Annotated in this window: 14 protein-coding genes; 4 read left to right on the top strand and 10 right to left on the bottom strand. The window is 68.1% G+C overall.

Translation table 11 applies throughout. The annotated features are described in order from the left end of the window. A partial coding sequence (locus tag VDQ18_RS10935; protein ID WP_323020972.1) for a hypothetical protein occupies positions 1 to 1,037 on the bottom strand: 1,037 nt, incomplete at its 3' end. 232 nt (positions 1,038 to 1,269) lie between these two features. Here VDQ18_RS10935 and mbfA point away from each other — a divergent pair. Next, positions 1,270 to 2,247 carry an iron exporter MbfA gene (mbfA, locus tag VDQ18_RS10930; protein ID WP_323020971.1) on the top strand — a complete coding sequence of 326 codons (978 nt, stop codon included), beginning with the start codon at positions 1,270 to 1,272 and terminating at the stop codon, positions 2,245 to 2,247. Between the two features lie 100 nt (positions 2,248 to 2,347). Here mbfA and VDQ18_RS10925 read toward each other — a convergent pair whose 3' ends face one another. The 7 genes from VDQ18_RS10925 to pcaD all read right to left on the bottom strand — a co-directional run bounded on the left by VDQ18_RS10925 (position 2,348) and on the right by pcaD (position 10,018). Beyond that, complete coding sequence (locus tag VDQ18_RS10925; protein ID WP_107752750.1) at positions 2,348 to 3,151, bottom strand: ABC transporter permease subunit; 804 nt, start codon at positions 3,149 to 3,151, stop codon at positions 2,348 to 2,350. Continuing rightward, positions 3,148 to 4,032, bottom strand: a complete 885-nt coding sequence (locus VDQ18_RS10920) for an ABC transporter permease subunit (RefSeq protein ID WP_323020974.1) — start codon at positions 4,030 to 4,032, stop codon at positions 3,148 to 3,150. The genes VDQ18_RS10925 and VDQ18_RS10920 overlap by 4 nt, the downstream gene beginning before the upstream one ends. Positions 4,033 to 4,205: 173 nt before the next feature. Next, entirely contained in the window at positions 4,206 to 5,342 is a 1,137-nt protein-coding gene (locus VDQ18_RS10915; protein WP_323020970.1) for an ABC transporter ATP-binding protein, read from the bottom strand. Positions 5,343 to 5,415: 73 nt separating this feature from the next. Continuing rightward, positions 5,416 to 6,507 carry a polyamine ABC transporter substrate-binding protein gene (locus tag VDQ18_RS10910; RefSeq protein WP_323020969.1) on the bottom strand — a complete coding sequence of 364 codons (1,092 nt, stop codon included), beginning with the start codon at positions 6,505 to 6,507 and terminating at the stop codon, positions 5,416 to 5,418. Positions 6,508 to 6,675: 168 nt separating this feature from the next. After that, the gene (locus tag VDQ18_RS10905) at positions 6,676 to 7,986 is read right to left on the bottom strand and encodes an NAD(P)H-dependent oxidoreductase (RefSeq protein WP_323020968.1); all 1,311 of its coding nucleotides are present in this window, start codon (positions 7,984 to 7,986) and stop codon (positions 6,676 to 6,678) included. After that, positions 7,983 to 9,191, bottom strand: a complete 1,209-nt coding sequence (locus VDQ18_RS10900) for a TCR/Tet family MFS transporter (RefSeq protein WP_323020967.1) — start codon at positions 9,189 to 9,191, stop codon at positions 7,983 to 7,985. The genes VDQ18_RS10905 and VDQ18_RS10900 overlap by 4 nt, the downstream gene beginning before the upstream one ends. 32 nt (positions 9,192 to 9,223) lie before the next feature. After that, entirely contained in the window at positions 9,224 to 10,018 is a 795-nt protein-coding gene (gene pcaD / locus VDQ18_RS10895) for a 3-oxoadipate enol-lactonase (protein ID WP_323020966.1), read from the bottom strand. Between the two features lie 107 nt (positions 10,019 to 10,125). Here pcaD and VDQ18_RS10890 point away from each other — a divergent pair, with 107 nt between their 5' ends. Together VDQ18_RS10890 and VDQ18_RS10885 are read left to right on the top strand one after the other, a co-directional pair. Then, a complete protein-coding gene (locus VDQ18_RS10890; protein WP_323020965.1) occupies positions 10,126 to 10,701 on the top strand; it encodes a nitroreductase in 576 nt (191 codons plus the stop codon). Beyond that, a complete protein-coding gene (locus VDQ18_RS10885; protein ID WP_323020964.1) occupies positions 10,698 to 11,387 on the top strand; it encodes an EI24 domain-containing protein in 690 nt (229 codons plus the stop codon). The genes VDQ18_RS10890 and VDQ18_RS10885 overlap by 4 nt, the downstream gene beginning before the upstream one ends. A gap of 15 nt (positions 11,388 to 11,402) precedes the next feature. Here VDQ18_RS10885 and VDQ18_RS10880 read toward each other — a convergent pair whose 3' ends face one another. Both VDQ18_RS10880 and mce read right to left on the bottom strand, forming a co-directional pair. After that, positions 11,403 to 11,681 carry a DUF1467 family protein gene (locus VDQ18_RS10880; protein WP_323020963.1) on the bottom strand — a complete coding sequence of 93 codons (279 nt, stop codon included), beginning with the start codon at positions 11,679 to 11,681 and terminating at the stop codon, positions 11,403 to 11,405. After that, positions 11,681 to 12,085 carry a methylmalonyl-CoA epimerase gene (mce, locus tag VDQ18_RS10875; protein ID WP_323020962.1) on the bottom strand — a complete coding sequence of 135 codons (405 nt, stop codon included), beginning with the start codon at positions 12,083 to 12,085 and terminating at the stop codon, positions 11,681 to 11,683. Before mce ends, VDQ18_RS10880 begins: the two co-directional genes overlap by 1 nt. Before the next feature lie 128 nt (positions 12,086 to 12,213). On the opposite strand from mce, the gene VDQ18_RS10870 reads away from it, so the two are divergent. Then, positions 12,214 to 12,930: a response regulator gene (locus VDQ18_RS10870; RefSeq protein WP_323020961.1), complete on the top strand. Its 717-nt coding sequence runs from the start codon at positions 12,214 to 12,216 to the stop codon at positions 12,928 to 12,930. Positions 12,931 to 13,618: the final 688 nt, after the last annotated feature.

Here is a 13,618-nt window from a genome sequence, read left to right as displayed (position 1 = left end):
CCGGTGCGCAGGAACAGCAGTTTCGAGCCCGGGATGAACCGCGCCTCGGCGTACCAATCCCCGGGTGGATGGCGCAGCGCCAGCCGCTGCCCGCCGCTCGCCACGTCCCAGAGCGTCACCTCGCCCCCCGTCGTCACCGCCAGCAGCAGCGCCCCCCCGGCCGAGAATTCGACCCGCACCGGCGCCTCACCCAGCGGCAGTTCCGCCATCGGCAGGTCGGCGGGCGCCCAATCCTCCACCCCCTGCCAGATCCGCAGCGAGGGCGTGGCGACCGGCCGGAACACCCCGTCCTGCTGCCCGGCGCGGGCCGGATCGACCGGCGGCAGCGTGGCGAAACGCCCGCTCTGGGGATCGACGGCGGCCAGTTCCTCATAGGGGCCATAGGCGCCCGGCAGCGCCGCATAGGCCGCCTCGCAGGCGTCGGCGGCGCAGCCCTGCGGCAGGCCCTCCATGCGGGCGGTCAGGGTGAAAGCCTCGGAATCGACCACCAGCCGCGTGCCGCCCTCCACCAGCCAGATCTGCCGGTGCGGGCGCATGGCATCGGTCTCGATCCGGCCCCCGACCCGCCCGTCGCGGTCCAGAACCAGCAGCGGCCCCAGATCCTGCGCCACCAGCAGGGTGCCGCGATCGGGATCGTGGATCACGTCATTGACCCGCAGCTCGGCGTCAAACCGCAGATCGGCCACCGGCGGCCCTCCGGGCAGATCCCAAAGCCGCAGCCCCTCGCGATCGAAGGAGAAGACCCGCGCCCCATCCCCGAAGCGGAACAGCGCATAGAGGGGAAAGCCACCCTCCAGCCGCGCCTCCAGCTTGCCATCGGCCAGCCGCCAGACCCCGCCGGCGAAGGCGCCATCGCGCATGATCGTCCCCGCCACGCGGTCGCCGCCGGGCGACAGGCTCAGCGCGCCGATCTCCTCGCCCGGGGCCAGCTGCAGCTCGCCCTGCAGCCGCCAGGGGCCCTGTTGCGCCGCCCCCGGCCCCGCCAGCGCCAGCAGCGCCAGGCCCGCGATCCCTGCCCGTCTCCACGCCCGACCCATGCAAGCCTCCGCCGCTGCCTGACCCCAGGGAAACACCGCCCCCGAGTCGCGTCAACGCCCGCGCGGGATGCAGGCCTGTGGGACAATCCTGCCGAAAGGTTAACGCGCCCCGCCAAGCCGTTGTTTTCCCTGGAATCGCCGGGCTGTCCCACGCGTGGGACACCCTGTCCCCTTGCCCCGCATCCGGCCCCTGCCTAGACTCGTGTCGCAGACCTCAGCCCGAAGGCCCCCCATGCTGCCCAATTACGGCTCCCGCCGCCGCTTTCGCGATCTTTCGGAACAGGAAATCCTCGCGCTGGCGATCTCGTCCGAAGAGGACGACGCCCGCATCTACCGCACCTATGCCGAGAAGCTGCGCGTCGATTACCCGGCCTCGGCCGCGGTCTTCGACGGCATGGCCGAGGAAGAGGATCGCCACCGGCAGCGCCTGATCGCCCTGCACCGGATCCGCTTCGGCGAGGTGATCCCCCTGATCCGCCGCGAGCATGTCGCGGGCTTCTACGCCCGCAAGCCGGTCTGGCTGATGGACACGATGACGCTGGAGCAGATCCGCCGCGAGGCCGAGGCGATGGAACGCCAGGCCGAGCAGTTCTACGTCGTCGCCGCGCAGCGCACCTCGGACGCGGAAACGCGGCGCCTCTTGGGTGACCTCGCCGCCGCCGAGGCCTCGCATGAACACAACGCTCACCGGCTGGAGCAGAAGAACCTCGGCGACGACGAACGCTCGTCCGAGGATGAAACCGCGCGCCGGCAGTTCCTGCTGACCTGGGTGCAGCCGGGGCTGGCCGGGCTGATGGACGGCTCGGTCTCGACGCTGGCGCCGATTTTCGCCACCGCCTTCGCCACCCAGAACACCCACACGACCTTCCTGGTGGGCCTCGCGGCTTCCGTGGGCGCCGGCATCTCCATGGGCTTCACCGAAGCCGCGTCCGACGACGGCCAGCTCTCGGGCCGCGGCTCTCCCTTGAAGCGCGGCATCGCGGCGGGGGTGATGACCGCGCTCGGCGGCCTCGGCCACGCGCTTCCCTATCTGATCCCGCATTTCTGGACCGCGACGGTCATCGCCATGGTGGTGGTCTTCGTCGAGCTCTGGGCCATCGTCTGGATCCAGAACCGCTTCATGCAGACCCCTTTCCTGCGCGCCACCTTCCAGGTCGTCCTCGGCGGCGCCCTTGTCTTTGCCGCCGGCGCCCTGATCGGCGGCGGCTGACCCCATCTTTGTTCTCTAAATATCCACGGGGGGTTTCCAAAGGGGGGAGCGTGCTCCCCCCTTTGGCGAGGGGGTGCGGGGGGCGAGCAGCCCCCCGCCCTTACCCGGTCTTCTTCGACTGCCGCATCAGCAGCAGCCCGGCGATGGTCACCGCGACCGCGACGATGACGATGATGATCGTGGCCAGCGCGTTCACATCCGGGCTCACCCCCAGCCGCACCTTCGAGAAGATCACCATCGGCAGGGTCGAGGCCCCGGGGCCTGACACAAAGCTCGCGATCACCAGATCGTCCAAGGACAGCGTGAAGGCCAGCAGCCAGCCCGAGACCAGCGCCGGGGCGATCACCGGCAAGGTGATGTCGAAGAACACCCGCACCGGCCCCGCGCCGAGATCGCGCGCGGCTTCCTCCAGGCTCTCGTCCATGTCCCGCAGGCGCGACTGGGCGATCACCGCGACATAGGCCGAGGTGAAGGTCGCATGCGCGATCACCACGGTCGTCAGCCCCCGCCCGGCGGGCCAGCCCAGCACCAGCTCCATCGCCACGAAGAGCAGCAGCAGCGACAGGCCGATGATCACCTCGGGCATGACCAGCGGCGCCGTCACCATCCCGGTCAGCAACAGCTTGCCGCGGAACTTGCCGAACCGGGTCAGCACGAAGGCCGCCAGCGTGCCGATCACCGTGGCGATACTCGCGGCCAGCACGCCGACCTTGAGGCTGATCCAGGCCGCGGCCAGCATCTGCCCGTCGGCCAGGAGTTCGCCGTACCAGCGGGTCGAGAACCCGCCCCAGACCGTGACCAGACGGCTCTCGTTGAACGAGAAGATGACCAGCGACACGATGGGCGCATAGAGGAAGCAGAAGCCGAAGGTGGCGACGATGGGCAGGAACCAGCCGCGTCTCATTGCCCCTCCTCCTGCCGGTTCTGCACCGATTGCAGCCACATCATCGGGATCACCACCAGGATCAGCATGATGATCGCCACCGCCGAGGCCACCGGCCAGTCGCGGGCCGAGAAGAACTCGTCCCAGAGCGTGCGACCGATCATCAGCGTATCGGGCCCGCCCAAGAGCGCCGGGATCACGTATTCACCGATGGCCGGGATGAAGACCAGCATCGACCCGGCGATGACCCCGGGCAAGGACAGCGGCACCGTCACGGTGAAGAAGGTCACCATGGGCGTGGCGCCGAGGTCCGAGGCCGCTTCCAGCAAGGCGCCGTCCAGCTTCACGAGGTTGGCGTAGAGCGGCAGGATCATGAAGGGCAGATAGGTATAGACGATGCCAATATAGACCGCGAAATCGGTCTGCATCATCACCAGCGGCTCGTCGATCACCCCCAGCCACATCAGGGTGTTGTTGATCACCCCCTCGCGCCTCAGGAACCCGATCCAGGCGTAGACCCTCAGCAGGAACGAGGTCCAGAAGGGCAGCACCACCAGCAGCAGCAGGAACGAGCGGCGCGGCTCGGGCGAGCGGGCGATGTAATAGGCGATCGGATAGCCCAGCAGCAGCGCGAAAACCGTCGAGATGGCGGCGATCTTGATCGAGGACAGATAGGCGTTGCGATAGAGCGCGTCGCCCAGGATGAACCAGTAATTCTGCAGGCTGGCGATGATCTCGACATTGCCCTGCGCGTCGGTTTCCCACAGCGGCGAATAGGGCGGCCGGGCGATCATCGTCTCGGAAAGCGAGATGCGGCCCAGCACGAAGAACGGCACCAGGAAGAAGATCCCCAGCCACAGCAGCGGCACGGCGATCACCATCCAGCGGTCCGACCAGCCCATGAACCGGCTCAGAAGGAAATAAAGCAGACCGGCGCCGATCAGGGCCGAGAGCAGCAGGGCGCTGGTCGCATTGAGCGTCAGGAAGCTGACCGCCACCGCCCCGCCCAGACCCGCCAGCCCCAGGGCCAGCATCCGCAGCGGCAGGCCAGCGCGGCGCGGTGCGTCCGCCCCGCTCATTCGGTCAGCACCCGGAAATCCGCCGGCTCGAAGCTGACGTGGACATGCTCGTCCCAGGAGATCGGATTGTCGCGGCGCCCCTCGTTGGCCTGGGTCACCCGGACCAGCCGGCCATTGGCCAGCTTCACCATGTAGGACGACATATGCCCGACATAACCCATGTCCTGCACCACGCCCGGCACGCAATTGACCGATTCCGGCGGCCGCTCGCGGGTCAGCCAGGCGCGTTCGGGGCGCATGGCCAGCCAGATCGTCTGGCCCTGGGTCAGGCCCGCCACCGGCGGGGCGACGACCGGGCCCAGATCCTCGGTTTCCACGCGCATCAGGTCGGGCGCGGCGGGGCCGACGCGGCCCTCGAACAGGTTCACCGAGCCGATGAAATCGGCGACGAAGCGGGATTTCGGCGTCTCGTAGATCTCGCGCGGCTCGCCCACCTGCTCGATCACGCCCTCGGTCATGACGCCGATCCGGGTGGCGAGCGTCATCGCCTCGTCCTGATCATGGGTCACGACGATGAAGGTCACGCCCAGCGTCTCCTGGATGCGGATCAGCTCGAACTGGGTTTCCTCGCGCAGTTTCTTGTCCAGCGCGCCCAGCGGCTCGTCCAGCAGCAGAACCTTGGGCTGCTTCGCCAGCGCCCGGGCCAGCGCCACCCGCTGCCGCTGGCCGCCCGACAGCTGATGCGGCTTGCGCCTTGCGAATTTCTCCAGCTTCACCAGCTTGAGCATCTCGGCGGCGTGGGCATAGGCCTCGGTCTTGGATTTCCCTTCGCGCAGAAGCCCGTAGGCCACGTTCTTCTCGACCGACATATGCGGGAAAAGCGCGTAGGACTGAAACATCATGTTGGTGGGGCGGCGGTCCGGGGGCGTGCCCGCCAGATCCACGCCGTCGATCAGGATCTTGCCCTCGGTCGGCGTCTCGAAACCCGCCAGCATCCGCAGGAGCGTGGACTTGCCGCAGCCCGAGCCGCCCAGCAGGCAGAACAATTCGCCGCGGTAGATATCCAGCGAGACATCGTTCACGGCGGTGAAATCGCCGAACCGTTTCGTCACATTCTGGATCGAGATGAAGGGCTTGGCGGCGGGGTCGCGCCAGGGCCGGGTGTTCGCGGCAATCGCCGGGTTGCTGGTCATCGAAACACCTTTTGCAAAAGGCCTGGGCAGAAAGGACGCCCCGCCCGCAGGGGATGCGGGCGGGGCAAGGGGCTTACTGGCCGGTCCGCACGCGGGTCCAGAGCCGCGTGATCATCCGGTCGGTCCGGCTGTCATGCGGGCGCAGGGTCCAGAAATTGGCCTGCGTCTCGGCCGGGGGATAGATCGTCGGATCGCTCAGCACCGCCTCGTCGATGAACTCGTTCGAGGCCGCGACCGCGTTCGGATACTGGATGTAGTTGGTGTTCGCCGCCGCCACATGGGCGTCGATCATGAAGTTGATGAAGGCATGCGCGGCTTCGGGGTTCGGCGCATCCGAGGGGATCGCCATCATGTCGAACCACAGGTTCGCGCCTTCTTTCGGGATCGCATAGGCGATCTCGATGCCGTTGCCGGCCTCTTCGGCGCGGGCCGCGGCCTGCAGGATGTCGCCCGACCAGCCGACCGCCACGCAGATCTCGCCATTGGCGAGGTCCGAGATGTACTGCGACGAGTGGAAATAGCGCAGCGAGGGGCGGATGGTCTCCAGCATCGCCACGGCCTGCTCCAGATCCGCCTCGTCGGTCGAGAGCGGATCAAGGCCGAGGTAACGCAGCGCGGGCGGCAGGATCTCGGTGTGGTCATCGAGGAAGGCGATGCCGCAATCGGCGAATTTCGCGGCAATCTCCGGGTCGAAGACCATCGCCCAGCTGTCGACCACGTAATCGTCGCCCATCCGCTCGCGCACGGCCTCGACATTGTAGCCGATGCCGGTGGTACCCCACATGTAGACGACGGCGTGCTCGTTGCCCTCGTCGAAGGCCGAGGCCAGCTCCATCAGGCGCGGGTCGAGGTTCGACCAGTTCGGGATCAGGTCGCGGTTCAGCGGCTGGTAGACGCCCGCGGAAATCTGACGTTGCAGGTAGTTGCCGGTCGGCACTACCACGTCGAAGCCCGAGGACCCGGCCAGCATCCGCGCTTCGAGCGTGTCGTTCGAATCGTAGACGTCATAGTTGACGGTGATGCCGGTCTGTTCGGTGAACGCGGCGAGGTTTTCCTCGGCGATGTAATCCGACCAGTTGTAGACATTGACCACGTTCTGGGCCTGGGCAAGGCCGCCGGTCGCGGCCGTGGCGACCAGCAAGGTCGTGCTCAGCAGTTTGCGCATGCGCTTTCACTCTCCGTTGGGCCCCTTTCGGGGGTACTTTGGCTGGACTCTGAAGGTCCTTGACCAAAACTCTGCGAAAATATGATCAAAACCTCAAGCAAGGATTGTGCATCGTGCGGGGGTATCGGGCCTTTCCCTGCCCCCGCCGAGAGCGAAAGTGCTCAAAGTCTAGCCAGCGCCCAAGGATGCGGCAAGCATCTCTCTGCGCAGGCGAACGCCGGTGTCCGATTCGGTGAGGGCGACATCCGCCATGCTCAGAATTTCGCCTTTCCGCCGGTCGTTCAGCATCCTGACCCTGTGGGCAAGTCCGATGGGCAGCAGCGCCTTCGCCGCCGAGATCGCCGCCGGGCAGGCCTTGCCCCAGACGGTATAGCCGCCCTCGCCGTCCAGCATCTCGCCCGCCTTGAGGTCGCGCTTGGCCACCGCCACCGCATCGCCCCGCCATTCGCGGCTTTGCCCCGTCGCCTCGCCCCTCAGCGCGGCGGAGAGCACGCTCACCGACAGTTCCATGCCGATCAGGTGGAAGGGTTTGTACATCGAGGCATATTGCCCGGTCGAATCGGTCGGCAGCCCGTATTGCCGGAAACAGCCCGCCGCATAATCGTTCTGCGCCTTCAGGACGACATAGACGCCCCAGCGCAGATCGCGGAACACCGGCCGCCCGTCGCGTTCCAGCGACGAGACGACCTCGACCATACCGTCGCGGTCCAGCTGCCCGCCGACCTCCCGGGGCCGCAGCACCTGCGCCAGGTCATCGACGCCGCAGGGCGGGAAGGCCAGCCCCTCCTCGGGCACGTCAAGCCCGCAGGCATTGGCGATGGCCGACATCTCGATGGCCGATTTGGTGCCGTCGAGGAACGAGTTGAACATCTGCGGGTTCATCCCCGCCTCGGCCGCCTGTTCCGCCGTCAGCCCGTAATGCGGCCAGACGCCATCGGGCGTCACCGAATGATAGAGCGGCAGGAACTTGGTCCCCTTGCCCGCCGCCGCGACCTCGAAGCCGGTCGCGCGGGCCCAGTCGACCATCTCGGCCACCAGCGCGGGCTGATCGCCGTAAGCCATGGAATAGACCAGCCCCGCCGCCCGCGCCTGAGCGGCCAGCACCGGGCCCGCCAACACGTCGGCCTCGACATTGACCATCACCACATGCTTGCCCGCATCGAGCGCGGCGCGGGCGTGGTTCAGCCCGGCCTCGGGCGCGCCGGTCGCCTCGATCACCACCTCGACCGGGGTGCGTGCCACCTCGCGACCGTCCTCCAGGAACGTCGTGGCCGCGATCCGCTCGGCACTCCAGCCCACTGCACGGCAGGCGGCGCGCGCACGCTCAGGGTTCAGATCGGCGATATGAGTGACGGAAAGCCCCGCAATATGCGGCACCTGCGCCAGGAACATCGAGCCGAATTTCCCCGCGCCGATCAGGGCGACGCTGACGGGGCGGCCCGCCTCGGCGCGGGCACGGGCCAGGGCGGCAAGGTTCATGCGGGGCTCCTTTCGGTCTGGGGTCGCAACAGGATCAGGGCGATCAGGCTCAGGATCGCGGGCAGCGCAAAGACCATGCCCGGCAGTTCGATGATCGCCCCGGCCCCGGTGAAGGCGGCGAAGACCTGGGTATAGACGAAAGGCGCGACGATCATGCCCATGGCGTGCAGCGAGGCCAGCGCCCCCTGCAATTCGCCCTGCTGGCTGGCCTCGACCCGGTCCGACATCTCGGCCCTGAGCGCGGGGTTGATGAGCCCGGACAAGGACGAGATCGGGATCAGCACCAGCGCCAGCATGCCGTTCTCCACCACCGTGAGGAAGGAGAAGGACACCAGCGCCGCCGCCGCCCCCAGCACCATGGCGCCGCCCCGGCCCAGCCAGCGGATCGCGCCGCGCATCAGCACCCCCTGCACCAGCACCATTCCCAGCCCGTAATAGGCCAGCGACAGCCCGACCTGCCCCGCGCTCCAGCCAAAGCGCGCGGTCGAGAAATAGGCCCAGATGACCGGGTACACCGTGAAGGCGAATTCGAAGGCGAAATAGACGGTCAGGAACCGGCCCAGCCCCGGCAGACGGCCGATATTCTTGAAGGCGCCGAAGGGGTTGGCCCGGCGCCAGTCGAACGGGCGGCGGTTCTCGGGCTTGAGCGATTCGCGCATGACGATGGCGCCGAAGATCAGGTTCAGCGCGGCGACCACGGCCGCCGCGAGAAAGGGCGCCCGGGTGCCGTATTCGCCCAGCATGCCGCCCACCGCCGGGCCCAGGATGAACCCCGCCCCGAAGGCCGCACCGATCAGGCCGAAGCGCTGCGCCTTCTGCTGCGGGGTGGAGATGTCGGCGATATAGGCGCTGGCCGTGCCATAGGTGGCCGAGGTCACGCCATTGACCAGCCGGGCGAGGAAGATCAGCCAGATGCTACCCGCCAGCGCCAGCACCAGATAATCCGCCGCCAGCATGCCCAGCGACAGAAGCAGCACCGCCTTGCGCCCGTAACGGTCGGACAGGTTGCCGATCACCGGGCCGAACAGGAATTGCATCACCGCGAAACCGCCGGTCAGCAGCCCGCCCCAGAGTGCGGCATGCGACAGATCCTCGCCCGTCACCTCACGGATCAGGTCGGGCATGACAGGCATGATCAGCCCATAGCCGATGGCGTCGAGCATCAGCGTGATCAGGATGAAGACGACGGGCAGCGATTGGCGCATGGGTCAGCCGGTCTGGGGGCGTCGGGGCGGGCTCAGGCCGCCAGATGCCCGGTTTCGTGGATGAAGGCGGTCAGCGCCTCGGCGTAATCGGCCGGTTTGTCGACGCAGGGCAGATGGCCCGCGCCCCGGATCAGATGAAAGCGCGATCCCGGCACCAGATCGGCGGTTTCGCGCACCAGATCGGGCGGGGTCGAGCCATCCTCGCTGCCGGCAATGGCGAGGACGGGCAATCTGAGGCCGCTGGTCGGCGTGTAGAAATCGGTCCCGGCGATGGCATGGGCGCAGCCGATATAGCCGTGACGCGGGGTGCGGGTGACCATGTGACGCCAGGCCCGGGCCTCGTCCGTCTGGCGGAAGGCCTTGGGAAACCAACGCTCCAGCGTCGCCTCGGCGATGGCTTCCAGCCCCTTCTCCTCGATCAGGGCGATGCGCTGGCGCCAGATCTCGGCCGTGCCGATCTTGGACGCGGTGTTGGACAGGACCAGCGCGCGCACCAGATCCAGCCGCTTGACCGCCAGCCCCTGCGCCACCAGCCCGCCGATGGACAGACCCACGACCAGCGCGTCGCGCATGCCGACATGCTCCATCAGCCGCTCGGCATCGCGCACCAACGTCCCCATCGGATAGGGCGGGTTCGGCGCATCCGAGAGCCCGTGTCCGCGCAGCGAATAGCGCAGCACCCGCAGCCCCCGGGGCAAGAGCGGCAGGATCTTGTCCCAGAGCCTCAGGTCCGTCCCCAGCGCATGAATCAGCACCAGCGGCGGCCCCTCGGGATCGCCATGCAGCTGGTAGTTCAGGCGTATGTCGCCCAGATCGGCCATCAGCATGCGCCACCCTCCCCTGTTCCGGGCTCAATGTCGCACTTTTGGCGCCCGCGGCAAGCGGCCTTGAATCTCCGGGGCAGAGTTGCGATCTGAGACGCCGGAGGTACCCGATGACCCAAGCCAATCCGGTGATGGATTTTCTCCTCACCCGCCGCTCGAAACCCGCCGCCGCCCTGACCGCTCCCGCGCCCGAGGGCGCGGCGCTGGAACAGCTCCTGACCGCCGCCGCCCGGGTGCCCGACCATGGCGCGCTGGTGCCCTGGCGCTTCCTGGTGCTCGAAGCCCCCGCCCGCCAGCGCCTCGCCGGGCTGGTGCGCGAGCGCGGTCCGCTTCTCGGCGTCGATCCCGTCAAGGTCGAGAAATCAGCCAGCCTGTGGGAGAAATCGCCGCTGGTCTTGGCGGTGATCGCTTCGCCCGTGCCCTCGGAAAAGGCGCCCGAGCTGGAGCAGATCCTCTCGGCCGGGGCGGTCTGCGCGGCGCTGGTCAATGCGGCGCTGGCCTCGGGCTGGGGCGCGGCCTGGATCACCGGCTGGGCGGCTTTCGACCGCGAGTTCATGACCCGGGGCCTGGACCTTTCCCCGCAGGAACAGGTGGCGGGCTTCGTCCATCTCGGCAGCTGCGAAACGGCGGTGAGCGACCGGCCGCGGCCTGACCTCGCCGCGATCGTCACCCGGGTCTCGGCATGATCCTCGGCGCGATCTTCGCGGCCCTTGGCCAATTCGGCGACCCGCGGTTCCGCCGCGTGGTCTGGCTGGGGCTCGCCCTGTCGGTGGCGCTGCTTTTCGGGCTCTACTGGCTGCTGGTTCTGGCGATCCAGCTGCTGGTGCCCGACAGCGTCGGCATTCCCTGGGTCGGCCCGGTCGGCGGGCTCGACACGGCGCTGACGCTGGCCTCGATCCCGGTCATGCTGGTGCTCAGCATCTTCCTGATGGTGCCCGTCGCCTCCGCGTTCAGCGGCTTTTTCCTCGACGAGGTCGCGGATGCCGTCGAGGCCGAGCATTACCCCCAGCTGCCCCCGGCCGACCGCGCGGGCTTCTGGGATTCGCTCAAGGACGCGCTGCGCTACACCGGGCTTTTCATCCTGCTGAACCTGATCGGGCTGATCATCGTCGTCTTCACCGCGGGGCTTGGCTTCGTGGTGTTCTGGGCGATCAACGGCTACCTGCTGGCGCGGGAATATTTCACCACCGTGGCGCTGCGCCGCATGGGCCCGGCCGAGGCCGCGCGGATGCGCCAGGCCAATATGGGCACGCTCTGGATTGCCGGGGTGCTGTTTGCCATCCCGCTCAGCGTGCCGGTGCTGAACCTCTTCGTGCCGGTGTTCGGGGTGGCGGCCTTCACCCACCTCTTCCACCGCATCGCGATGCACTGAAAGAAAAGGGCGCCCTTACGGGGCGCCCATCCAGCGGTGCAGGACGTCGACGTCCTCGATGGTGATCCAGCCCGAGACGATGATCGCCACCACCACGACCCAGATCAGCGTCCCGGCAATGGTGGTCACCAGCATCTTGCGGCCGATCCTGGGGTCATGCGGCGCCGATTCCGGCGTGCCGGCAACGATCTGCCCCGCCTCGCCCTGGGTGGTCAGCCGCAGGGGCAGGACGACCAGCAGCGTCAGGAACCAGATGAAGGCGTAGAGGACGAAGGCGGAAAAAAGCGGGATCATCAGACCTGTTCCAGTTCGATCAGGCAGCCGTTGAAATCCTTGGGATGCAGGAAGAGCACGGGCTTGCCATGGGCGCCGATCTTCGGCTCGCCGCTTCCCAGCACCCGCGCGCCCTCGGCCTTCAGCTTGTCCCGGGCGGCGAGGATGTCGTCCACCTCGAAACACATGTGATGGATCCCGCCCGAGGGGTTCTTGTCCAGAAAGCCCTGGATCGGGCTGTTCTCGCCCAGGGGATAGAGCAGCTCCACCTTGGTGTTCGGCAGGGTGATGAAGACCACGGTCACCCCATGGTCGGGCTCGTCCTGCGGCGGGCCGACCTCGGCCCCCAGCGTCATGCGGTACTGGGCCGCGGCGGCCTCGAGGTCCGGCACGGCGATGGCGACATGGTTCAGGCGTCCGATCATGGTCTCTTCCTCTGCGGTGTCGCTGCCTGAATATAGGCCGCGGCGCGGAAAGCAAGCGACGCGAGGCCGCAGTTTAACCGGGCGTGAACCATTGGCTGCCAGGATCGGGGTCTCAATCGGAGGTGCCCATGCCCATCGCGCCCTGTGCGGCAGAACAGCCGCGTCCCCTGCCCGCCCGTGCCGCCGCCGCGGGTTTCGCCATGCCGCCGCGCACGCTGCTGATGGTCGAGGACAGCCGCCTTGCCGCCGAAGCGGTGCGGCTGATCTGCCGCAACGCCGGAATCCGGCTGCGCCGCGCCGAATCGCTGGCCTCGGCCACGCTGCATCTGCGGGTCTACCGGCCGGATATCGTGCTCGTGGACCTCGGCCTGCCGGACGGATCGGGGCTCGAACTGATCGCCGCCCTCGCCCCCTCGCCCCTGCGGCCGCAGCGTCTGGTGGCGATCAGCGGCGATGCGGGGCTTGAGGGGGAAGCGATGACCGTGGGCGCCGACGCCTTCCTCGCCAAACCCGTCAGCCTCGCGCGCCATCTGGCGGTGCTGATCGGCGAGCCCCTGGGCGACGGCCTGCCGGACTGGCCCCCCCGGGCCGAGGTCCTGCGCGAACGCTACGCGGGCGGCGACCCGATGGCGCTGCGCGACGATCTGCGCCGCGCGACCGAGCTTCTGCAGGGCAACGCGGGCACGGGGCAGCAGCGCTATGCGGCGCAATTCCTCGCCTCGATCGGCCAGACCCTGCGCGACCCCTCGCTCACCGACCTCGCCGAACGCGCCGTGCGGCTGGGCGATTACGGTAGCCTCGCCGCCCTGGTCCGCGCCCGCGCCGCGGTGATCCCGACGATCTGACCTGAGGCGCAAGATCGGCGCCGTCGCCTCGCATGACCTGTCGCCATTGCCGGCGGCATTGCCCGAGGTCATGCCCCGCGCAGGCGCGGCACCGCGGTGTCAGGCGGCAGGCGGCAGGCGGCAGGCGGGTCAGTTGCTTCAACCCTGTCGGTGAGGGCACCCTGCATTCCAACCTCTTTCCGACGGAGGAACCGGTCCGGGCGAAATGCGACGACCCGCTGCGGCGGATAACCAAGACGGTGCACGACCTGGCGGTCAGCCTTGGCACCCCGGTCACCGGGAGCCCAATCTCCGGCGGTGGTGAAGCGGGTGGTGTTGGTGACTGCGAGCCTCCCGCGCAGCGTCGATCCGATACCTGTGATGCACTCACTCAAGACGAGGCTGGAAGCGGTCGGCACCCCGAACCCGCGGGGTGCTGAAAGGCGGAGGGGTTTCGCCCTCGTTGCCCGCGCCTTCGGCACGAGCGCCTTGGGCGACCAGCGCCGCCGCGTTCCGCGGCGCCGAAGAAGGGGGGCAGTCTGCCCCCCTTTTGGCCTGCGGCCAATTCACCCCCCGAGGATATTTGAGGAACAAAGATGAAGGTTAAGAGAGCCCTGATCTTGATCTTTGTTCTCTAAATATCCTCGGGGGTTTCTCAAGGGGGTGGAAAACCCCCTTGAGCGGGAGGTGCGGGGGGCTGGCCCCCCGC

It is taken from the genome of Pararhodobacter sp. (assembly GCF_034676075.1).
Classification (GTDB): Bacteria; Pseudomonadota; Alphaproteobacteria; order Rhodobacterales; family Rhodobacteraceae; genus Pararhodobacter.
The sequence above is the reverse complement of the archived record's forward strand: the minus strand, read 5'-3'. Positions and strand labels throughout refer to the sequence as shown.